Here is a 22,412-nt window from a genome sequence, read left to right on the forward strand (position 1 = left end):
TAATCTAAAAATAGTACTTTATGATAATGACCTCATTACTTCCATGCCAATTGATACCTTACAAGAAGCTCTGCATATAAGACGTAAGAAAAATACACAGGTTTTGCGCAATATTGCTCGACTTTGGGATGCTGGAAAAAAGTCACAAACAGATCAAGAGCTTTTAAATGCGTTACATCCATGGCGTGAAGATCCTAACCTTCGTTTTGTTAATGTATTGCCATATTTGTTAGGTATTTGCAGTATTACGACTTTATTATTTGGATACTTTTTTCATCCTCATATTCAATATATTTTGAGCCTCTTATGGGCATTTTTAACTGGTTTTCTGACCTATTTGCTCTATGAACCGCAAAAACCTCTAAACGAAGTCATTCACTATTTAGAAGAACGTATCACCACTTTACGTTATAGATTACGGTTACAACAGTTACCGGCCTATCTTCCTATTCAATCTCAACCAATTTTAGTCTTAAGCAAATTAAAGCAACATTTTCCACTGTTTAATCGGGGTAATGAATCTAACGAAATTACTCAGTTTGCTTCGACTACGTGGGATGATGGAATTACAGAACATCAAGTTCTGCTGTTCAAATATCACTATGTAAATAATTTACCCATTCTTCAAAATCAGGATAGTGACAAAAAAATAGTTAAAGAGATCCATAGAGATCTATGGGGCGCTTATATATTTCAAATGCCTGCATTGGGTATTGCTGTAAGTAACCAACGTTCTCGCTTTTTTGCACCTTATTTAACTGAATGGCAAAGCACTGACATCCTGATTAACCAAAAGCTCAATATTTTTGGTACTGCCCAACACCAATTAGCTAAAGAAGTTAGCCCAAGCATAACTTTAAAACTTCATGATTTTTTTCAACACTTTAAAGGTGATTTAATTTATCATCATGAAGAGCAAATTTTGTGTTATCTCGGTGAACAAGATCTTTTTCAGACCACCAGCAAGCAAAGTGAAATACAGGATATTTCAGCATTACGTGGACATTTGCGTACCATGACTATGCCGCAATATGAAAAATTTCAGCAATTAATGCTTAATTTAATTAAATAAATCTCTCGTAGCGCTGAACTGGCAACTTATCAAAAAATAAGAAGTTAAAAGGCTCAATGAGGCAACAAAAATAAGAGGAGTGAAAATGACAGGTTTATTTATTTTCTTGGGGATTTTCGTCGTCCTGATTGTCTGGGGCGTTCACATCCGTAACACCATCGTACGTTACTTTAATGCGACTAAAAGAGCTTGGGCTGAAGTTGCCAATTTCGAGCGTCAAAAAGTAAAGACCTTGGAATCCCTCGAATCAACACTCAATCAATATACTCAATTTGAAAAATCGACATTAGAAAAGGTTACTCAATTACGTCAACAAATTCTTAATTTAAATGTGAATAACACTGATATTTCTCAGCTACAACAGATCGAGAAAATGAGCCAAGAACTTATTCGAAGCTTAAACGTTGTTGTTGAAAATTATCCAGAGCTTAAAGCTGATTCGCTGTATAGCAAAATGATGGATGATATTCAGGAACAAAATGAAAATGTTGGTGCAGCAATTAGCATTTTTAACCGTAATGTCGAGCTATTCAATAACCAGATTGAAGTATTCCCTAATAATCTCATTAACACCTTAACTTTATCCAAGAAAGCGATTCGCCCTTTTAGAGATAATCTTGTTAATGAAAATTTTGACTATAAACCTAATTTTTAATAGGAAGAAAAATAGTATCTAAACTATCGGAAATTTATCTATTTTATAACCAGCTACATTTAGTAGTAGAACTACGTCGCAGAATCAAGGAAAATAGCCCTCTTTTTAGCAGCGAACTGTTTCTTCGCCTCTGCTCGTGTTCAGGATTTTTAGATGAAGTTTGAAAAATTAGGTCAGTCGGGGCGCGCCCGTCGTGGTCGTTTAACTTTAGAACATGGTGTTGTTGAAACACCTGTTTTTATGCCAGTGGGGACTTACGGCACAGTCAAAGGCATGTTACCTCGTGACATCGAAGACATTCAGGCACAAATTATTTTAGGAAATACATTCCATTTATATTTGCGTCCGGGTCTTGAAGTGATTAAAGAACACGGTGGTTTACATGACTTTATTAAATGGAATAAGCCAATTTTGACTGACTCTGGCGGTTTCCAGGTTTTTAGTCTTGGCGCAATGCGCAAAATCAAAGAGGAAGGTGTTACTTTCCGCTCACCGATTGATGGTTCAAAAGTATTTTTATCACCTGAAATTTCTATGGAAATTCAGCAGGTCTTGAACTCTGACATCGTGATGATTTTTGATGAATGTACACCTTACCCTGCGACACATGAAGAAGCTCAAAAATCATTGCAGCTTTCTTTACGCTGGGCAAAACGTTGTAAAACCCATCATCATGATGAGCTCAAAAATCACAATGCGTTATTTGGCATTATTCAAGGTGGCATGTATGAAGACTTACGCGATGAGTCTTTAAATGGCCTTTTAGAAATCGGCTTTGACGGTTACGCAATTGGCGGTTTATCTGTAGGTGAACCTAAAGAAGAGATGATCAAAGTTTTAGATTATCTACCGAATAAAATGCCGCATGACAAACCCCGTTATTTGATGGGCGTTGGTAAACCAGAAGATATCGTTGAAGCGGTGCGCCGTGGTGTCGATATGTTTGACTGTGTAATGCCGACTCGTAATGCGCGAAACGGTCATTATTTTGTCACTGATGGTCTGGTACGTATTCGTAATAGTAAATATCGCCATGACCAGAGTCCACTCGATCCACATTGCGATTGCTACACTTGTAAGAACTTTACCCGTGCTTATCTATTCCACCTTGAAAAATGTGGAGAAATGTTGGCATCTATGCTCGGTACTATTCATAACTTACGTTATTACCAACGTTTAACTGAAGGTATGCGTGATGCATTAGACAATGGCACATTTGATGAATTTGTTCAGGACTTTTATACCCGTCGTGGTTTAGAAGTTCCACCATGTCCGGTTGATGAATAAGTCAGATTTGCGCTCAACCTCAAGACAAGGTAAATTGCAAAACGAATTAGGATTATGTCAGTTATCTGACTCATATTTTTAACTTTAGGAAATCAAAATGAGCTTTTTAATTTCTGCTGCTCATGCAGCACCGGCAGCTGGCCCAACTAATGGTATTTTGCCAAACATCTTGATGATTGTCGTATTCGTTGCAATCTTTTATTTCTTAATTTGGCGCCCTCAAGCAAAACGTGCTAAAGAACACCGTTCTTTGATCGAGAGCTTAGGTGTTGGTAGTGAAGTTGTTTTCGCTGGCGGTTTAATGGGCAAAGTAACCAAAATTGAAGGTGACTATGCAGTTGTTGAACTTAGCCGTGGTGTAGAAGTAAAAATTCAGCGTGCCAGCGTAATTTCAGTATTACCTGAAGGCACTCTAAATAACCTTTAATCATAAAACAGTCGTGCTTTAGCACGGCTTTTTCATTTAAGAAGAAAGCGAATGCGTTACCCTGCATGGAAATATTTACTGATTCTGGTTGTTCTGGTAATCAGTACATTATACGCACTGCCTAGTCTATATCCGGATGAGCCCGCTGTTCAAATTTCCGGTGCCAAAGCTGGTACCCAAATTGATCAAAGTGTGGTGAAAAAAGCAGAGCAAATTTTAAAAACAGCAAATATTGCGAGCCATGACAATACTTTTACAAATAATGCTGCCCTATTGCGTGTCAGTTCATCTGAAGCGCAGTTAAAGGCAAAAGAAGTATTACGTCGTGACTTAGGTGATGAATATGTTGTCGCCCTAAACCTTGCACCAACCACACCGGAATGGCTGCAAAAGATTGGGGCAAAACCAATGAAACTTGGTTTGGACTTACGTGGTGGTGTCCACTTCTTGCTTGAAGTAGATATGGACAAAGCCGTTGCCCAACGTATGGAAACCTCTGCTACCGATTTGCGTCGTCAGTTCCGTGAAAACAAGATCAAATTTAACAGTCTTGCATTAACGAATAATGTGATCACTGTTCAATTTGCTGACAATGCTGACCGTGATGCAGCAATGGATTTTTTACGTCGTAATGGGAATGAATATACCCAACAGGCATTAGCAAGCTCTACAGGTTCTACTTTAAAGCTTACTTATACCGATGTACGTCGCCAAGAAATTCAGTCATATGCGGTAAATCAGAACTTAACAACATTACGTAATCGTATTAACGAACTTGGTGTTGCAGAAGCATTGGTACAAAGTCAGGGTAGCAACCGTATTGTTGTTGAATTACCGGGTGTACAAGATACAGCTGAAGCTAAACGTGTTTTAGGGCGTACTGCGAACCTCGAATTCCGTTTAGTTTCTGACTTAAATGATCAATATATCGATCCATATACGGGTAAATATAATGGTCAACCTTTACCTCCGGGCACAGAAGTTTTTGCTTATGAGTCTTTAGATAGCGGTCGTCAACTCTTGTTGCAACGTAACCGAATCTTGACTGGTGAGCGTGTTCAAAATGCAAGCTCTGGCTTTAGTCAGGACTCTGGCGGTGCCGAAGTAAATATCACGCTCGACAGCGCTGGCGGTAAGCTAATGTCCGATGCAACCCGTAATGCGGTTGGTAAACGCATGGCGGTATTGTTCATCGAGAACAAGCAAAAAATTAACTATGTCACAGATCCAAAAACTGGTGCACAAACAGAAGTTCGTACGCCATATACTGAGTCTGTAGTCATTAACGCTGCAACAGTTCAAGCTGTTTTAGGTTCGACTTTCCGTATTACCGGTTTAAGTTCTCCTCAAGAAGCATCTGAACTTGCATTAATGCTTCGTGCTGGTGCTTTGGCTGCGCCAATGTACTTTGTTGAAGAGCGTGTAGTAGGTCCAAGCCTTGGTCAAGAAAACATTGATAAAGGTGTATTGTCTACTCAAATCGGCTTCTTGCTCGTTGCAATCTGGATGGTGGTTTTCTTCCGTGTATTCGGTTTAATAGCGAACTTTGCTCTTGTGTTTAACTTGGCAATGATTTTAACCGTGATGTCATGGATTGGAGCTTCCCTCACCTTACCGGGTATTGCCGGTATCGTTATTACCATTGGTATGGCGGTCGATGCGAACGTATTGATATGTGAGCGTATCCGAGAAGAAATGCTCTGGGGGGCCTCACCCAAACAGGCCATTGTGGCCGGTTATGATCGAGCCTATAACACCATTTTTGACTCGAACTTAACCACGTTCCTTGTTGCATTCATCCTGTTTGCAATTGGTACAGGCCCAATCAAAGGTTTCGCCGTGACATTAATGATCGGTATTATTTGTTCGATGTTTACTGCAATTACAGTAACTCGTGCAATCGTACAAATCATTTATGGCAAACGTCGTAATTTGAAAAAGTTGAGCATTTAAGGAGATCGATGATGACTAAAGTGACTCAACAAGATTCAAAACAATATGGTCGTCCGGATGATGCAAAAATCATCCCGTTCATGAAGATTGCCAAACCTGCAGCGATCTTCTCGATCCTTATTACTTTGGCAAGTATTTTCTTTATTGCGACTAAAGGTCTTAACCTCGGTTTGGACTTTACAGGTGGTGTTTCAGCTGAGCTTAACTATGCTCAACCAGCCAATCAGTCTGAAGTTATTCAGGCACTCGATAAAGCTGGTTTTAAAGATGCTGTAGTACAAACCTTAGGCAGTAATAAAGACTTACTTGTGCGCATGCCAGTACAAGAAGTTAAGGTTGAAGATCTTAATAACGCGATCACTAAGGCTGTACAATTACCAAATAATGCTGCCGAAGTTCATAAAGTGGACTCTGTAGGTGGCCAAGTTGGTAACGAGTTATATATTCGTTCTGCTGGTGCCGTTGCACTTGCACTTATCTTAATGTTGATCTACGTAACCATCCGTTTTGAGTTCAAACTCGCGATGGGTGCCGTAATGTCTTTATTCCATGACATCATCATTATTATTGGTGCTTTTGCATTATTCCAATGGCCATTTGACCTTACAGTGTTAGCTGCGGTACTTGCTGTTATTGGTTTCTCGCTTAACGATAACATTGTAGTGTCAGACCGTATCCGTGAAAATTTCCGTAAGATTCGCGGTGCGACTCCTCGTGAAATCGTCGATATTGCGTTAACTGAGACTTTACGTCGTACGATTCATACCTCAATGACGTTATTGCTGGTTGTACTAGCAATGATGTTCTTAGGTGGCGATGGTCTACACTGGTTCTCTGTGGCAATGTTTGTTGGTGTATTTGTTGGTACTTATTCTTCAATTTATATCGGTACTGCATTTGCATTGTGGCGTGGTCTTAACCGCCAAGACTTCATCGTTCAGGTTAAACCTGAATTTGAGGATGAAATTCCTTAAGCTGTCTAAAAAAAGACAAATAAAAAACCGCGATTCATTCGCGGTTTTTTATTTGATTCAAAAATTATTTACGGCGTAATGCATCCGAAATAGCTTCAACCAATTGTTGAGAAATTTCCTGTTTAGATGCTTTCTCCAACTCACGCTTTTTCATGTGATAGCTTTCAGCAAAGAAAACTGTCATCGCATTCTCATCAGAAGCAAACCCAATATCAGCACGTGATACATCGTTACACGCAATCATGTCTAATTTTTTAGCAACAAGTTTACCTGCCGCATATTCTTCAACATTTTGCGTTTCGGCTGCAAAGCCCACCATAAATGGACGTTTTTCCTGACCTGCGATTGTTGCCACAATATCTGGATTTTTGACAAGGGAAACATTCAACTCATCCCCTGCTTTTTTAATTTTATGCTCAGCAACTTCTGCTACGCGATAGTCTGCAACTGCCGCAGTCGCAATAAAAATATCGCAGCCTGTTTCTAGTGAACTCATACTGACATCGAGCATTTGTCGTGCTGAGGCAACATTTACACGTTGAACACCATTAGGCGTATCTAAACTTACAGGTCCCGCAATCAGAGTCACTTGCGCGCCAGCAGCATAACAAGCAGCGGCTAAAGCAAAGCCCATTTTTCCAGTACTATGGTTTGAGATATAACGGACAGGGTCAATCGCTTCACGTGTTGGCCCAGCAGTAATAACTACTCGCTTACCTGCCAACAGCCCAAATTTCTCAGCGATGGCACGTTGAGCTTGATGGAAATAGCCAGCGACTTGGCGAGCAATTTCTTCTGGCTCAGGCATACGGCCTAAGCCAACATCACCACAAGCCTGCTCACCCGCATCCGGCATGATCACATGCACGCCATCTTCGACCAAGGTTTGCAAATTACGTTGTGTAGCTTTAGCAGCCCACATTTGCTGGTTCATCGCCGGAGCTACCCAGACAGGAGATTTTGTTGCCAAAAAAACTGTACTGAGCAAGTCATCTGCCAAACCATTCGCAAATTTAGCCAATGTGTCACAGCTTGCAGGTGCGACTAGTAATAAATCAGCCCAACGTGCTAATTCAATATGTCCCATACCCGCTTCAGCCGCAGGGTCTAGAAGTTCAGTATGAACAGGATTACCAGAAAGAGCCTGAAAAGTTAGTGGTGTAATAAATGCCTGAGCACCATGTGTCATCACCACTCGCACGTCAAAGCCATAATCTTTGAGGCGGCGGACTAAGATAGCACTTTTATAGGCAGCAATTCCGCCAGTAACAGCTAAAACAATGTTTTTATGAGGAATAACACTTAGATCAAAGCTCACGAACAGGATACCTTTCTGTTGCAGTGGCGCTCACAATAGCATTAAATACGCGCAGACCCAAGATTGATTGGGCAAACAAAATAAAATTTTAAGCGAATAATGCTGGGGAATATGAATACTTCTATTAAAAATTGGCCTGAACAAGAACGGCCAAGAGAACGGTTATTACAACAAGGTCCACAAAGTTTATCAGATGCTGAGCTACTCGCGATTTTTCTTCGCTCAGGTTCAAGGCAACATTCAGCAGTCGAGTTATCTCGTTTACTCATTCAGCACTTCGGTAATCTTAATGCCGTGTTTGATGCCTCATTTAGTGAGTTAACTCAATTTAATGGCATTGGGGCAACGAAATATTCACAATTACTGGCAGTCAAAGAACTTGGACGGCGTTATCTCGATCATCACTTCCAGACAAATAATATCAGCCTTCATTCATCAGATTTAGTTTTGGATTATCTGCGTTATGAATTAAAAGGCGAAAAACAAGAAGTCTTTGCTGTTTTGTGCCTAGATCCCGAATTAAGAAAGCTTCATTTTAAAAAGCTATTCTTTGGTTCAGTTCAGCATTGCGCAGTCTCGGTCAATCAAACCCTACGCTACGCCTTACAGCAACATGCTTGCCAGCTCGTTATTGCACACAATCATCCATTTGGTTCAGCGCAGCCTTCTTCCGAAGATATTGCCTTAACTCAGCAACTTGAACAGGCTTGTCAGCTTGTCGAAATTCGTTTGCTTGACCATTTTATTATCTCACCAGAAGGGAGCTTTTCCTTTGCTGAACAACAACTGCTCAACTCAGCAACAATATCATTTCAATGATATTGACAAAGTACCACTAAGCCTAGAAGATCAAAACAAAAATAGCGACGTTTAAAATAAAATGATTGTTCGGGAACAGCCTAGTATTTTCAAAGTTTTATTCTCTTGGCGAGGCACAATTTTACCCAAAATTTTGCCATCCCTAGGCGTTGTGATGCTGATCTCGGCAATCATTGGTGGAGTGGAGTACATCAATCTTTATCGCTTTCCAGAGATTCCTTTGGTTGGCTTCACGCTCATTGGTGTCGTACTTTCAATTTTCCTAGGATTTAAAAATACTGCGTGTTATGACCGTTGGTGGGAGGCCCGAAAATTATGGGGTGTTCTAATTGCAACTTCACGCCATTTTGACCGTGACTGCCGTATTTTAACTCAAGCTCGCCGCGAGCGCGTTATTCAACATGTGATTGTTTTTGCTAATGTATTGCGTGACCGTTTACGTCGTCAGACGGCAAACCCAACTGAGTTGATTCAAACCAGTGGTATGAGTCAGCAAGCACTCACTCAACTCTACCAACAAAATAATGCCCCTCAGTACACGCTCAGTCTGATTCACTGGGAATTGTTGCAGGCACTTAAAGAAGGTGAAATTTCTGACATCATTTATGCACAAATGAATAAGAATGTTGCCGACTTAAGCGTCGTACAAACTGGCTGTGACCGAATTGCCAATACACCCATTCCATTTGCCTATTCGGTTTTGCTTAACCGTACAGTTTATTTTTTCTGTTTTATGTTGCCGTTTAGTCTGGGTTCATTGCTTGGATTAGCAACACCTTTACTCGTCGGAATTTTGGCATACACATTTTTGGGTCTGGATGCTCTAAGCTCTGAAATTGAAGAGCCTTTCGGTACGCAAAGTAATGATTTACCGCTAGATGCAATGGTACGTAGTATCGAGATTGAATTATTAGGGACTCTCGGTAAACCAACACCTCCTCCAATTCAAGCTCAAGATAACAACTTACTCTGAGCTCGATTAAAGAAAACGTTCCCAAATCCCATGCTGCTTATCAGTGGGTTTAGGCGTATTTCCCAGTTTAATCCATGGCATATTTCCACCATGAAAATCACTGCCAATTGAAACTGCCAACTGATATTGTTCAATCATTCGATCAATCATCTGGCGAGTAGATAGAGGTTCCATTGGTGGAGGTAACTCAATTGCGTCTCCACCTGATGTCGCAAATAATTCAATTAAATAACGAACGTTAGTTGCAGATAAATCATAACGGGTCGGGTGTGCTAATACTGCGAAACCTTTACTTTGATGAATCACATCAATGGTTTCTTTTAAGCCTAGTCCTTCAAACTTTACAAAAGCACGTTTTCCTTCTTTTAAGAAACGATCAAATGCTTGTTGAGGACGAGTCACGACATTTTTCTCGACCAATGTTTTAGCAATGTGAGTTCTTGTTACCCTATCCGGCTGATTTTCTACTTTGGCAAGAACATCATCATAAATCTGAAAACCAATACATTTTTCTAATAGCTCACAAATCACTTTAGCTCTTTGCGCCCTAATTCTTTTTTGTTGTTCTAATGCTTCTAAAATTGGTGCTTCATCTTGCATATTTAAAGCAACAATATGTACACCATAACTCTTCTTAGTGGTTGGGCGCGACCACTGGCTAGAAATCTCTGCGCCAGAAATAATATTTAAATCATGACCTTGTGCAGCATTTTTTGCACGCTGCAACCCATCCATTGTATCGTGGTCAGTCAAAGCCAACGTATGCAAGTTCACATCTATAGCAGCTTGCACCAGCAATTCTGGAGACAAAGTTCCATCAGAAATATTGCTATGTGTATGTAAATCTATGCCTTGCATCTTTTATACTATGCCATTCGCCAAACCTGATCAGATACTCTAACATGAAAGCACTTCTGGACTTTGTTCCATTAATTATTTTCTTCTATTTATATAAAACAGTTGATCCAACTGACACCCAGCATCCTTTACTCAAACTGATCGGGTCTGCTGGTGGTGCCGATAATAATAATATTCTTGTAGCGACGACTGGCTTAATTATTTCAATGCTTGTGGTATATGGTGCCTTATTCGTTTTCCAAAAATTCCGTCTTGATAAACAACAGTGGTTTGTATTGTTTATGACTGTCATTTTTGGTGGTATCACCCTCATGTTAAGTGACGATTTCTATATTCGTCTCAAAGCTGCGATTTTAAATTTAGTTTTCGCAGGCGCATTCTTGGTTTCACCTTGGTTTGGTAAAGACCGTAAACCGCTCATTCAACGCTTATTTGACCCTATTTTAGATTTGAGTGAAAAAGGTTGGAAAAATCTCAATTTCGCTTGGGCTGCGATGTTTGTCGTGATGTCTTGTCTGCATGTATTCTTCGCATTTTTATTTCACGGTGGAAAATATTGGGGTGAATTTACTGCATTTGGTGACATGATCGTGATGTTTTCATTTATCATTATTCAGTTCATTATTTTACGCAAACATTTTAAGTCACCAGACGCTTAAAGTGCTTCCAGATTGATTATAGAGATACGATTACATGCCTTTTTTTGTTCTAAGCTGTACCGATAACGAAGGAACTTTAGAAAAACGCTTGGCAGTACGCCCTCAGCATATCGAACGTCTACAAAAACTCGATGATGAAGGCCGCCTTGTTACAGCGGGTGCTATGCCAAAAGATCCTAATGATCCGCAAGCAGGCTTTTTTGGTAGCACCATGATTGTTGAATTCGACAGTCGCGAAGCATTAGATGAATGGTTAAAAGAAGAACCATTTCTTAAAGAAGGCATTTATGCTCACGTTGATGTAAAACCGTTTAATAAAGCATTTCCAAAAGGGTAATCGCATGCAGCTTGCAATCAAAAGCTTTCTTGGCTTGTGTTTGATATGTTCAACTGCTGGAGCAGTTGAACCTGCTGCGACACCAGCAACTCCTTCCCCAAGTGCGCCTTCAACTCAAGCCGCTAAACCAGCTCCAACATCGGCAACTGGAGCCAAAACTGCAGCGACGACAGCACCAACTGCAACACAACCACTTACAGCAGAACAGCTCGCAAAGAACAAACAACAGCAAGACGCAAAAATCAAAGCCTTAGTTCAAGATCAAGCATCTCGCTTAAAACAGCTAGAACATGCCAACCTTGAAGCATTGGCCCAGAACCAAGAGTTACAGCTAAAAAATGATAATCTCTCTGTTCAGGTTCAAGTCTTACAAAGTGAACGAAGTGCGCAAATGTTTTTATATGGCGCTGTTACCTTAGCGGGTGGTGTATTGCTAGGTTTCTTTATTGCTAGTTATATTCATACAAAACGTCGACGCCAGTGGTAATACCAAGCGATCTATTAAATTCAATGAACGTATCAAACCGTATCCAAACAGCAGAGCTGGACTGGGAATTTGTCGATGGTATCGAGATTCCCATTTCTAAACAATTTGGTGATGTCTACTTTTCTAAAGATAATGGCCTACTTGAAACACGACATGTTTTTCTAAATGGTAATGACTTATCAGAACGATTAGCCAATTTAAAAGATTTTGAATATTTCAGTGTAGGGGAAACCGGTTTTGGTACAGGTTTAAATATTCTTGCACTCTGGCAACTTTGGCGGCAAGTTCGTCCTGATAATCAAAGCCATTTACATGCAATTAGCGTGGAAAAATTTCCATTAAGTAAAGCTGATCTTATTCGCGCTTTAAATGTCTGGGATGAACTTAAACCACTTGCAGAGCAGTTAATTGAACAATATCCCCTGCCTATTGCTGGATGTCATCGTTTAACTTTTCCTAAAGAACGTTTTAGCATCGATTTATGGCTTGGAGACGCGCAAGAAATTTTCCCAAGCATGGCTAAAACTAAAGCTGTGAATGCCTGGTTTTTAGATGGCTTTGCACCATCTTGTAACCCAGACATGTGGGAACAAAATGTTTTAAATAATATTGTCCGTCTTTCAGGTTATGGCACTACATTTGCCTCTTTTAGTGTTGCTGGCATTCTAAAACGTGGACTCAAAGCACATGGTATTGATATTTCTCGTCCACGTGGTTTTGGCCATAAACGAGAAATGCTCAAAGCAGTCTGGAATCTGCCTGAATCTGATAAAGGTTCCTTAGAATTAGGGCAAACTCACGCATTGCCTACAGAGCAACAGCATATTGCGGTTATAGGGGCTGGTGTAGCAGGTTTAAGCACGGCGTGGGCATTTGCAACACGTGGCCACCAAGTGACCTTATACGAGCAAAACAATGCATTATCAGGTGCCTCTGGAAACCCTTTGGCATTACTTAATCCGAAACTATGCCCAATTGAACAAAGTCATGAACATCTCATGACCTTAAGTTGGCAACATGCTTTAAATTTTTATAAAAATTTTAATGCATTCCGTCCACTTCAAATTCAACAAATTGCATTGAAAAATGCAGAAGAACTTCTCGATTTGGTAAATCAGTATCCAGCAGAAGTTGTTACCCACTCAACGAACTTACTTGAAACTGATTATTCAAGCATATTACTAACTGAGGCTGGTTCCGTTTCACCACATCAATTACGTGATGAAATTTTGCAGCATCCATATATCAATCTCAAAATTGCCCATGTCACAGCACTTGTTTCTTGTGAAAATAAAGTTCAATTGCAAACCAATAATCAAATTATTGCAGAAGCAGATCATGTCGTTGTGTGCTGTGCTCGAGAAAGTGCTGCCTTATTTGACAGCTATCCGCAGTTAAAACCAATACGTGGACAAGTGAGCTGGGTTGATAATACGTTTGCTCCTCTGCCTTTAAATGAAGCTTATAGCTATGGCGGCTATTGCATGCAACTTGATGCCTCACAGATGATTTTAGGCGCGTCTTTCTACCCAAATCGTGAAGATCAAGATGTACTTCCCGAAGACCATGTGCATAACTTTGAATTAATCCACAGTGTATTCCCTGAATATGCTGAAAAGTTACCATCACCTTCGGCATGGCAAGGGCGTGCATCTATACGGGCACAAAGCTTGGATTATTTTCCTCTAGTTGGAAAAATACAGGACAATAGCCGAGTTGCTACTTTTGCTGGGCTTGGCTCTAAAGGCTTCTTATTTGCCCCGCTGTGCAGTGAAATCTTAGTTGCTCAAATGTTAGGAGAAGCTTGTGCAGTACCAGACCGCTTATTACAAAAATTGAATCCTCAACGGTTCCAAAAGAAAGTGAAACCTAAAAAGCCTTATTTTAAACCGCAATAATTCATTTCAATAAAAAAGCACCCGAAGGTGCTTTTTTTATGCGCCCTGCTCTAGAGGCAAGCCGGCATCACGAGCTGCACGTGTCCCGCCCATCAGCACGACATATTCACGCGAGGCATCCAATCCTTCTAGTTTCTCAGCTGCACGAGGAGCTTTGCTACCACCACCACATAAAATATAAATCGGCTGACCCGCAGAGACCTGGTTCAAAATATCAGCATTCAAATCATTAATTGGGCGATTCACCGCACCTTTAACATGCCCTTCTGCATAAGCATTAGTATCACGGACATCCCAGATAACAGCATTTTCTGGGAATTCAAATGTTGTAATTTCTTGTTTACGGATCATTGTGCACTCCTTTGATGTAAACAACACTTGGCAAATGAAGAAAACCCTCTTAGCATCTCAAATATTCTTTCACTTTGTAAAGGTCTAAACTATGCCTTCTTTCGATATTGTCTCTGAATTAGAGTTATTTGAAGTTAATCATGCTGTACAAAACACACAAAAAGAGATTGCAACACGCTTTGACTTCCGTGGTCACGATGTTTCTATCGAATTAAATGAAAAAAATAAAGAAATCAAAATCAGTACTGAAAGTGATTTCCAGTGTGAACAAGTTTATAACATGTTAGAAAATCATTTTTATAAACGTAAAATTGATGTTCAAGCACTTGATCCACAAAAAGCTGCGGCTTCTGGCAAAAACTTTGTACAAGTCATTAAACTTAAAGATGGTCTTGACTCTGATACTGCAAAAAAAATTAATAAAGCCATTAAAGAAAGTGGCGTTAAAGTGCAATCTTCTATTCAAGGCGACAAAATTCGTGTGACTGATAAGAAGCGTGACACCTTACAACAAGTCATGACTTTTTTACGTGAACAACAATTCGGTGTGCCATTACAGTTTAATAACTTTAAAGATTAATATCTTGTCGGCCATTTAAAGCTAAGGTAATCCCATGTCTCAATCCAACCGTCTATCAAAACTGGTAAAAGCAACTTCAAAATTCCCTAAAGGCATTCGGAGCACGCTTTGGAGCAAGGCGTTTGGTCGTATCGTGCCGATGGTGGGTACAGCAAATATCCGCTATCTAGAAGTAGACTCAAACCACGTTACTGTCCGTTTAGATAACCAAAAAAATATGCAAAATCATATTAAAGGAGTGCATGCCGCGGCTATGGCTCTTTTAGCAGAAACTGCAACAGGTTTTCTAACTGGTTTACATATTCCTGATAATCGAATTTTATTAATCAAATCATTACATGTAGATTATTTAAAAGTGGTTGAAGGCGGTTTGACTGCTACAGCAACATTGTCTGCTGAACAACAAAAGTTTATTGCAGATAATGAGAGAGGCGAACTTGTGATTCCTGTTACTGTGATTGATGACGCAGGCAATGAACCAATTCAATGCCAAATGCTCTGGGCATGGTTACCTAAACGTAAGAAATAATAACTAATCTAAAGTATTTTTAGACGGTTATTTACCTCAAGATATAAAACTAATATTTTGTATCTTGAGGTTAAAAATGAAAAAAATATTAATTCTTTCCTCTTTATTTACCAGTTTAATATTTACAACAATAACGGCTCACGCGACTGAACCCAGCATTAAAACCAGTAAAGCAACTTCGGCTAAATCAGAAGCTATTGATAAAGTAAGTGCTCAAAACAAAAGAATAGTGACCGACTTTTATGAAGGTGTCTTTTTAAAACATAAAGTCAAAGAATATGCAGACCGCTATATTGGTCAACAATACATTCAGCACAATCCTAATGTTCCAGATGGGAAAGCACCTTTCGTTAATTTCTTCACTGAAAAATTCCAAAAGAATCCGCAAGCTAAAAATGAGATTAAACGTGCGATTGCTGAAGGTAATCTTGTCGTTTTACATGTCCATTCGACTGAAAATGAAAAAGATCGAGGAAGAGCAATTGTTGATATATTCCGTGTTGAAAATGGAAAAATCGTAGAGCATTGGGATGTGATACAAAATATTCCTGAGCAAAGCAAAAATACAAATACGATGTTTTAATTTATAAAAACTAGTTTTTCTTTTGAATAAAATTAAAGCCTGAATACTAATATTCAGGCTTTCTGATTCTTATTGAGTTTCCAAAAACTTCTGTTTCGCTTCTTCAGGTATTTGACGCTTATTACCTTTTACATCTACTGCTACAAAGGTAAAAACTCCTTCAGTAATGCGTATTGGTTCACGAGAGTCATCATGACTATCCCAAACTTCAATTTGCATCTGAATAGAAGTATTTCCAACTTTTAAGATCTTGGTATAGCAGCTAATGACAAAGCCAACTTTTACCGGAACCAAAAAGGTCATTTGATTAATAGAAATCGTAGCACAGCGACCACGACTGAATCGTTCTGCGTGAATTGCTCCAGCCAAGTCCATTTGTGACACAATCCATCCACCAAATACATCACCACTCCAGTTTGTATCTGCTGGCATGGCAATCGTTTGTAAGGATAAAATTCCTTCTGGTTTGGTATAAGCTTCTGACACCTTAGCTCCCGAAATTCATTTGAAGTTGTTGATCGAGCCACTGTTGCAATTCAGGCGCACGTAATGCACCGCTAATACGCGCGACCTCTGTCGTTTTATTCATTAAGACAAGTGTCGGAATACTTCTCACATGAAAAGCTTGGCTCAAGCGAGGAGATTCTTCGGTATCAATCTTGGCAAAGATAACGCCTGGATTCTGTTTTGCGACCTGCGCAAAATGTGGAGCCATCATTTTACAAGGTCCGCACCATTCTGCCCATAAGTCTATAAGAATAGGTAGATCACTATTCGTGATGTAGTTACTAAAATTTTGCTCATTTAGCTCAATAGGTGCAAGCGGTAGTAATGGCTGATGACATTGCCCACAGCTTGGTTGCTCTGGAAGTTTTTCTTCAGGAACTCGGTTTTTAGCACCACACGATGCACATACAATAATCATTTACATCACTCCTATATGCTGATGTAAAAATTCTAATTGGGTTATCACTGCTTTTTCAAACCATGAACCGTGATAGATATCAAAATGTTTCATATCCCATTCATGATAACTCACAAAAGGCGCAATATTTGTCGCAGCTTCACGGCTTGACTCAATAGGAATAAGCGAATCTTTTTGAGCAGCAATAAATAAAACAGGAATATTAATCTGGCGCACAACTTGGATTGGACGATATCGCATCAGATTAAAAAAGACACGAGCAGGAACTTCCCCACTCCAATAATAGTCAGGATTTACAATCGATAAATAGCCATAATAACTATCTGCGGTAGGCATAAAGCATAGGTTATGTTGATCAACAACAGGTAATCGCTTTGGATTAAGCCCCATCTTTGATCCCATATAATCCTGACTCGATAGCTTTAATGCTTGGGGATAACGCTGTAAAGGATAGAGCTTGGCAGTTTCAGCGCCATCTACATATGGAATTTGTACTAAAACTGCTTGAATATTCTTTAACTCAGAAGCTAGGCTTAGCGCATATCCCCCACTTAAAGAAGTTCCCCAAAGCACAATCCTTCGGTTATCTACGAGTTTACAAGTCGAAGCATACTGAATCACTGTCTTCCAATCTTCTAATTGTGAATTGATTGAGACCATTTCTCTAGGCTTGCCAGTACTACCACCCCAATATCTGTAATCAAATAAAATAACAGCGTAACCTGCTTGAGCAAATCGCTGGGCATACTGAATGAGTTTAAATTGACGCAATCCAGCAAAACCATGCGCCATGATAATTACCGCAGATTTATTATTTGTTTTTGGAATATAAAAGTCAGCTGCGATCATTTCCTGATCACATGGAACATATAAAGGCTCAACCGTATAAGCGTGCATATGTGCTCCGTGGCATTATGGTCGAAGTAATGAATTTACAAAAAACATCCTGATCGCCTTTTAAAAATCTAGAGCTGTTCTATGACATAAGTTTTATCTATGTAGGAACAACGTTTTAGTGTCTTGTATCTCAGGTTAAGCTTAATGCTATGATACAGCATAAGAGGTTTTGTTAAATTTTGGAGTGACGAAATGTCAGATAATGTTGGTTTCGCAGGTCAAATTGGTCCAGAACACGTTGGCCAAGTTGTAGAAAAAGGATTTAAATCTATTATTAATAACCGACCAGATATGGAAGGCGGCCCAGAACAACCTACAAGTGCTCAGATTGAAGAAGCAGCACGTCAAGTAGGCTTAGACTATGTTTATCAACCTGTTGTAGCTGGACAAATTACTGAACTAGATGTACGTACTTTTGCTAATCATTATAATGAATTGCCAAAACCTGTGCTGATGTTCTGCCGCACAGGAAACCGTTCAAACAACCTATATCAATTAGCAAAACAAATGGATTTGTTAGACGATTAAATTATTGAATGAGCCAACGAGAAGCTCTATTTTTCCTAAAAAGTAGAGCTTTTATTAATAAAAAGAAAATATACAACTGTATCAATTCAACAGATATATAAATAATTTTCAGCTAAAGTATTCAAATCACATTAAATTTCTCAGTTCTCTTATGAATAAACTTATATTTTTATTGGTCAGTTGTCTTATTCTTAATGCATGTTCATCTATGCAGGTCCGACCTACCGTAGGTGTTAGTATGGGAACACAACTCTAAAAAAGAAGCAGCTTAAATGCTGCTTCTTTTTATATTAATTACGATTTGAACAATTTGGATCTATTCCATATGGGCTTTCTATATTTGGCCCATTAAGATCAGTAAGATTAACATCTTTCGATAAATAACCTAAAGTTAAAGATGTAGATCCTTTAATTAAACTTCCCGAAACTGTAGATTTAGCAGTTAACTGAACAGTTAACCATGATGCATAAATTTTAGGATATTGAATTTTAAGATCAAAACGCCCATTTGCATCTGTCGTATATTTATTATTGGTTGCAGCGGTACCTGCACTATTGATATACGATACAACTTGGACTGTAGAATTTTCTTTAAGCGGCTTTAATTGATTAATAACGTCCCCATTCACATTTACAGCTTGGACTGGTGATGTACAGGCTGTTCTAATAACAGGAAGATATTCATCTGGTTTACCATCAGTTGGATTAGAAGTATCAACAAAACCATATCGACCCTTATAATACGCAAGAGCATTAACGCCCATGACTACATCTTGATTAGATATCGGTTTACCATCCACATCAGTCACTTGTACTGAAATATTTTTATAGTAGTAGACTCCATCACTTGAATCTTCCATTGTGGTCGGATTATATGCTACGGCAATAGCGCCTACTGCTACTGGTACATCAGAATTAACCACATCAATTTTATAAGTATAAATTTTTGTAGATTGGCCAAAGTTTGCTTCTAAAACAAGATCATCTGTTACGAACTGAGCAGCACTATATGATGAAGTTCTTTGATTTTCACTAAAAGATAAAGTATAGGTGATCTGACCATTTGCATCAGTTTGTGTCGCATTAGGAGTAAATTTGACACCATTTAAAACTGAATTTCTAACTTTAAGTGTAATCGCTTGGTTTGCTAAAGTTGCACCATTTGCATCTACAGCTGTTAATGTGACGGTTGTTTGATCACCTCTAACATTTAGAGAGGTTTTTGTAGCATCAAACAATACAATACTCGTAGTATCAGCTTCGACAGTACTGTTGCTACCTGTTACTGTCACTGTCTGTTCTTGAGTAAGCGTACCATTATTCGTAGAGACTTTTAATTTAAAACCATTTTTCACCAACTCATTTATCGAACTCGATGTTTTTGGTGTTTTTATAATGTATATAGCATTACCTGCCGCATCAGTAGTTTGAGTAGATACGCCTTCTATAGATACGTTATTTGTTGGATCATCTAATTCCAAAGTGACATTAGCACCAGCAACACCGCCTTTATTCTTATCTAAAGCTCTAACAGTAACAGTTAAAGTATCATTCGTTGCAGCAACTGATAATTTATCTAGTTCTATCTTTAAAGCTGTAGCAGTCGCTTGCTGAGATCCGCTATTATTACTTCCAGATGATGAGTTACTATTTGATGAACCATTTTGGTAATAGCCATCCCCGCCCCCCCCGCCACAACTTGCTAACATAATTGACACAGCAATAGCCGACAACTTTAAGGTAAGTTGTTTTTTATACATACTTTTCATTTCCCCAATCTTTCCTAAAGGTATAAGATTTTTTAATTATTTATATTATTAGTGTAATCATATTCACCATACTCTGTAAACATAAATTACATTGTGTTTTATTATGTAACTTATTAAGTGAAAAACTTATAGATATTGGAATTTATAATGTTCGATATTATTATCATTGGCGCAGGTACTGCTGGTATTAGCGCATACAAAGAAGCCGTTAAACATACCAACAATATTTTAATTATAAATGATGGACCATGGGATACCACTTGTGCCCGTGTAGGCTGTATGCCAAGTAAAGTTCTCATCTCTACAGCAAACCGTATGTTTGACATTCAAAATGCTCAAGAGGTTGCTTTAGATGTATCTGCAAATATTAATACTGATCAAGTGATGCAGCATGTACAAACTTTACGTAACAGATTTACACAAGCAACTTTAAAAGATGTAGATCAATGGCCGACTGAGCATAAAATTTCTGGCAAAGCATATTTTATTGATGCACAAACTGTAGAAGTTAACGGAAAACGGTATAAATCAAAAAGTTTTATTCTGGCTGTTGGTTCAACTCCTAATTATGATCAAATTTGGAAGCAAGAATTAGGAAACCGGCTTATAACAACAGACCAAATATTTGAGTTAAAAACACTTCCTAAATCTATTGCTGTAATTGGTAGTGGTGTGATCGCTCTTGAGATCGCACAAGCTATGCATCGTCTAGGTGTAGAAACAACAATCTTCGCTCGCAGTAAACGAATTGGAATCCTAACTAGTTCTAGACTTCAACAGCTTGCTCAAAAAGAGCTAGGAAAAGAATTAACAATTCTATTCGAGACTTTACCGAGTGAAGTTAAATGCAGTCAGGAAAACGCTGTATTAACTTACCAATTTGATGAAACAGAGAAAACTCTCGAAGTTGAATATGTTTTAGCTGCAACCGGCCGTACAAGTTTAATTGATACTTTAAAACTAGAAAATATTGATAATTCATTCAAAGATATTAAGTTATTACCTGTAAATGCTAAAACTAAGCAGCTAGATACATATCCAATTTTTGTTGTCGGTGACGCTTACACCTCAACACCACTACAACATGAAGCAGCTCATGAAGGTAAAAAAGTTGTTTATAACTGCTTAAATTATCCGCAGGTAAACTCAGTTAAGACACTTACTCCATTAGGAATTGTCTTTAGTCATCCTGAAATGGCGATCGTAGGTCAAAGTTATAAGCAGTTAAAAGATGAAGGTATAGATTTTATTACAGGCGAAGCCTCTTATGAACGACAAGGAAGAGCTATAGTTCTTGGAAAAAATAAAGGTGCTATTGAAGTTTATATAGAACGAAAAAGCCAAAAGCTTCTAGGTGCTGAGCTATTTACAGAAGCAACTGAACATATGGCCCATTTATTAAGCTGGATAATCGGTGAAGAATTAACGCTAAATGATATTCTAGAGAAACCCTTTTATCATCCGACTTTAGAAGAAGGTCTTCGCACTGCTCTAAAGCATGCGCGTAGACAACTGAAATAATCGATTTTAGAAGAGCTCTTTATTAATAAAAATTGGCTCTTCTCTACTTCACATTGCTTTAATTAATTCATTTGATGGGAAATAACCGCAACTAATGAAGCATTCTTTTCAGATGAACTAGTATATATCCATGTTTCTAAAGCCTTCCCATTTTTAGAAATAATATAATTTGTTGTGGTCAAATTCTTATCTTTATATACTTCTTTTTTATAAGTTAGGCCCGTAGATTCTGGAGGTAGCCAACTTTCTAAATTCTTCTGAATTTCAGTTGAATTTCCTTTATTTATAAAGAATGAACATACGCCATTATCGAGTTGAATAATAACAAATTTTCCTTCAGAGGAACTTATCATCCATGCATGACCATTATAATCTTTTAAAAAATGTGCAGCATATTCATTAGGCATTTGGATAAATCCCATATTTTTTGCTTGTTTATTTATTAATTCAGGATTTCCTCTAGAACTTACACAAATATTTAAAAAGGCTTTTGTACTATACAAACTTTTCACAGTTTCATTAGCATATATAGAACTACAACTGAGTGTTATAGCCAATATAAAGGAAAATATTTTAAATTCTGAAAATTTCATTATTAATACTCTTGTTATCATTTTAAATAATGTGATTTATATCATAATTCATTCTAAAGTTAGTCGGGGATTTAGATTTTTTTATCGCAATAAAAAACACCCCCATTCATTAGAATGGGGGTGTTTAGAATAATGAGCTGGCGATGACTTACTCTCACATGGGTAACCCCACACTACCATCAGCGCTAAGAGGTTTCACTTCTGAGTTCGGGAAGGGATCAGGTGGTTCACTCTTGCTATGGTCGCCAGCACAACTGGTATGGATACTTGCTTCGTTTTATTCACTGTGTGATACGTTGCGTTTTCCAAATCTTTACAGATGGGCTGATTGGTCTGATTTTTCGTTGTTCATTTTAGCTAAGTGTTTAACTAAATCAAGTTGCTTTGCATGTTTATGAATCGATTGATGCTTCATATAC

25 protein-coding genes and 1 rRNA gene are annotated in these 22,412 nt (G+C 38.5%); 17 read left to right on the forward strand and 9 right to left on the reverse strand.

The window, feature by feature from the left end:
* The first annotated feature begins 43 nt into the window (after window positions 1-43).
* The 6 genes from J580_RS20350 to secF all read left to right on the forward strand — a co-directional run bounded on the left by J580_RS20350 (window position 44) and on the right by secF (window position 6,368).
* On the forward strand, window positions 44-1,072 hold the full coding sequence (locus J580_RS20350; RefSeq protein ID WP_032005572.1) for a hypothetical protein: 1,029 nt from the start codon (window positions 44-46) through the stop codon (window positions 1,070-1,072).
* A gap of 85 nt (window positions 1,073-1,157) precedes the next feature.
* Entirely contained in the window at window positions 1,158-1,727 is a 570-nt protein-coding gene (locus J580_RS20355; RefSeq protein WP_017385650.1) for a LemA family protein, read from the forward strand.
* Window positions 1,728-1,880: 153 nt separating this feature from the next.
* Complete coding sequence (gene tgt, locus J580_RS20360) at window positions 1,881-3,014, forward strand: tRNA guanosine(34) transglycosylase Tgt (RefSeq protein WP_005804726.1); 1,134 nt, start codon at window positions 1,881-1,883, stop codon at window positions 3,012-3,014.
* A gap of 97 nt (window positions 3,015-3,111) precedes the next feature.
* Window positions 3,112-3,441 (forward strand): preprotein translocase subunit YajC, encoded by a 330-nt coding sequence (gene yajC / locus J580_RS20365; RefSeq protein ID WP_002116168.1) that lies wholly within the window; start codon window positions 3,112-3,114, stop codon window positions 3,439-3,441.
* A gap of 51 nt (window positions 3,442-3,492) precedes the next feature.
* Window positions 3,493-5,394 (forward strand): protein translocase subunit SecD, encoded by a 1,902-nt coding sequence (gene secD, locus J580_RS20370; RefSeq protein WP_002116237.1) that lies wholly within the window; start codon window positions 3,493-3,495, stop codon window positions 5,392-5,394.
* An 8-nt stretch (window positions 5,395-5,402) separates the two neighbouring features.
* Window positions 5,403-6,368 (forward strand): protein translocase subunit SecF, encoded by a 966-nt coding sequence (gene secF / locus J580_RS20375; protein WP_016802533.1) that lies wholly within the window; start codon window positions 5,403-5,405, stop codon window positions 6,366-6,368.
* A gap of 64 nt (window positions 6,369-6,432) precedes the next feature.
* On the opposite strand, the gene coaBC is transcribed toward secF, so the two are convergent.
* Window positions 6,433-7,686, reverse strand: coding sequence for a bifunctional phosphopantothenoylcysteine decarboxylase/phosphopantothenate--cysteine ligase CoaBC (gene coaBC, locus J580_RS20380; protein ID WP_002116235.1), 1,254 nt, complete (start codon window positions 7,684-7,686; stop codon window positions 6,433-6,435).
* Window positions 7,687-7,785: 99 nt separating this feature from the next.
* Between coaBC and radC the strand changes: the two genes are divergently transcribed.
* Both radC and J580_RS20390 read left to right on the forward strand, forming a co-directional pair.
* Complete coding sequence (gene radC, locus J580_RS20385; RefSeq protein WP_081274247.1) at window positions 7,786-8,505, forward strand: RadC family protein; 720 nt, start codon at window positions 7,786-7,788, stop codon at window positions 8,503-8,505.
* Window positions 8,506-8,566: 61 nt separating this feature from the next.
* On the forward strand, window positions 8,567-9,478 hold the full coding sequence (locus tag J580_RS20390; protein WP_005064169.1) for a bestrophin family protein: 912 nt from the start codon (window positions 8,567-8,569) through the stop codon (window positions 9,476-9,478).
* Window positions 9,479-9,484: 6 nt separating this feature from the next.
* Here J580_RS20390 and J580_RS20395 read toward each other — a convergent pair whose 3' ends face one another.
* Window positions 9,485-10,336, reverse strand: coding sequence for a PHP domain-containing protein (locus tag J580_RS20395; protein ID WP_032005576.1), 852 nt, complete (start codon window positions 10,334-10,336; stop codon window positions 9,485-9,487).
* Between the two features lie 44 nt (window positions 10,337-10,380).
* Here J580_RS20395 and J580_RS20400 point away from each other — a divergent pair, with 44 nt between their 5' ends.
* The 4 genes from J580_RS20400 to mnmC are packed head-to-tail and all read left to right on the forward strand — an operon-like array spanning window position 10,381 to window position 13,717.
* The gene (locus J580_RS20400; RefSeq protein ID WP_005064166.1) at window positions 10,381-10,995 is read left to right on the forward strand and encodes a septation protein IspZ; all 615 of its coding nucleotides are present in this window, start codon (window positions 10,381-10,383) and stop codon (window positions 10,993-10,995) included.
* A 34-nt stretch (window positions 10,996-11,029) separates the two neighbouring features.
* Entirely contained in the window at window positions 11,030-11,332 is a 303-nt protein-coding gene (locus tag J580_RS20405; RefSeq protein ID WP_032005578.1) for a YciI family protein, read from the forward strand.
* Window positions 11,333-11,336: 4 nt separating this feature from the next.
* Complete coding sequence (locus J580_RS20410) at window positions 11,337-11,819, forward strand: hypothetical protein (RefSeq protein WP_032005579.1); 483 nt, start codon at window positions 11,337-11,339, stop codon at window positions 11,817-11,819.
* 23 nt (window positions 11,820-11,842) lie between these two features.
* Complete coding sequence (gene mnmC, locus J580_RS20415) at window positions 11,843-13,717, forward strand: FAD-dependent 5-carboxymethylaminomethyl-2-thiouridine(34) oxidoreductase MnmC (protein WP_032005581.1); 1,875 nt, start codon at window positions 11,843-11,845, stop codon at window positions 13,715-13,717.
* A gap of 36 nt (window positions 13,718-13,753) precedes the next feature.
* Here the strand turns inward: mnmC and J580_RS20420 are convergent, their stop codons facing one another.
* Window positions 13,754-14,068, reverse strand: coding sequence for a rhodanese-like domain-containing protein (locus J580_RS20420; protein ID WP_002116171.1), 315 nt, complete (start codon window positions 14,066-14,068; stop codon window positions 13,754-13,756).
* 91 nt (window positions 14,069-14,159) lie between these two features.
* Between J580_RS20420 and J580_RS20425 the strand changes: the two genes are divergently transcribed.
* From J580_RS20425 to J580_RS20435, 3 genes are all read left to right on the forward strand, one after another.
* On the forward strand, window positions 14,160-14,648 hold the full coding sequence (locus J580_RS20425; protein WP_002051423.1) for a YajQ family cyclic di-GMP-binding protein: 489 nt from the start codon (window positions 14,160-14,162) through the stop codon (window positions 14,646-14,648).
* A gap of 34 nt (window positions 14,649-14,682) precedes the next feature.
* A complete protein-coding gene (locus J580_RS20430) occupies window positions 14,683-15,177 on the forward strand; it encodes a DUF4442 domain-containing protein (protein ID WP_032005584.1) in 495 nt (164 codons plus the stop codon).
* Window positions 15,178-15,253: 76 nt separating this feature from the next.
* Complete coding sequence (locus J580_RS20435) at window positions 15,254-15,760, forward strand: ester cyclase (protein WP_017400288.1); 507 nt, start codon at window positions 15,254-15,256, stop codon at window positions 15,758-15,760.
* Window positions 15,761-15,829: 69 nt separating this feature from the next.
* Here the strand turns inward: J580_RS20435 and J580_RS20440 are convergent, their stop codons facing one another.
* The 3 genes from J580_RS20440 to J580_RS20450 are packed head-to-tail and all read right to left on the reverse strand — an operon-like array spanning window position 15,830 to window position 17,582.
* Window positions 15,830-16,246: an acyl-CoA thioesterase gene (locus J580_RS20440; RefSeq protein WP_002116010.1), complete on the reverse strand. Its 417-nt coding sequence runs from the start codon at window positions 16,244-16,246 to the stop codon at window positions 15,830-15,832.
* 1 nt (window position 16,247) lies between these two features.
* Complete coding sequence (trxC, locus tag J580_RS20445; protein WP_017385658.1) at window positions 16,248-16,685, reverse strand: thioredoxin TrxC; 438 nt, start codon at window positions 16,683-16,685, stop codon at window positions 16,248-16,250.
* Window positions 16,686-17,582 carry an alpha/beta hydrolase gene (locus J580_RS20450; protein ID WP_032005586.1) on the reverse strand — a complete coding sequence of 299 codons (897 nt, stop codon included), beginning with the start codon at window positions 17,580-17,582 and terminating at the stop codon, window positions 16,686-16,688.
* Between the two features lie 192 nt (window positions 17,583-17,774).
* Here J580_RS20450 and J580_RS20455 point away from each other — a divergent pair, with 192 nt between their 5' ends.
* Entirely contained in the window at window positions 17,775-18,110 is a 336-nt protein-coding gene (locus J580_RS20455) for a TIGR01244 family sulfur transferase (protein WP_002116083.1), read from the forward strand.
* Window positions 18,111-18,400: 290 nt separating this feature from the next.
* On the opposite strand, the gene J580_RS20460 is transcribed toward J580_RS20455, so the two are convergent.
* Window positions 18,401-19,879 (reverse strand): Ig-like domain-containing protein, encoded by a 1,479-nt coding sequence (locus J580_RS20460; protein WP_032005588.1) that lies wholly within the window; start codon window positions 19,877-19,879, stop codon window positions 18,401-18,403.
* Window positions 19,880-20,026: 147 nt separating this feature from the next.
* Between J580_RS20460 and J580_RS20465 the strand changes: the two genes are divergently transcribed.
* Window positions 20,027-21,400: a dihydrolipoyl dehydrogenase gene (locus tag J580_RS20465; protein WP_032005590.1), complete on the forward strand. Its 1,374-nt coding sequence runs from the start codon at window positions 20,027-20,029 to the stop codon at window positions 21,398-21,400.
* A gap of 62 nt (window positions 21,401-21,462) precedes the next feature.
* Here J580_RS20465 and J580_RS24000 read toward each other — a convergent pair whose 3' ends face one another.
* Both J580_RS24000 and rrf read right to left on the reverse strand, forming a co-directional pair.
* On the reverse strand, window positions 21,463-21,993 hold the full coding sequence (locus tag J580_RS24000; protein ID WP_032005593.1) for an NMCC_0638 family (lipo)protein: 531 nt from the start codon (window positions 21,991-21,993) through the stop codon (window positions 21,463-21,465).
* A 135-nt stretch (window positions 21,994-22,128) separates the two neighbouring features.
* Window positions 22,129-22,243 (reverse strand): 5S ribosomal RNA (gene rrf / locus J580_RS20475).
* Between the last annotated feature and the right edge of the window lie 169 nt (window positions 22,244-22,412).

The organism is Acinetobacter sp. 1542444 (assembly GCF_000581835.1).
Lineage (GTDB): Bacteria > Pseudomonadota > Gammaproteobacteria > Pseudomonadales > Moraxellaceae > Acinetobacter > Acinetobacter pittii.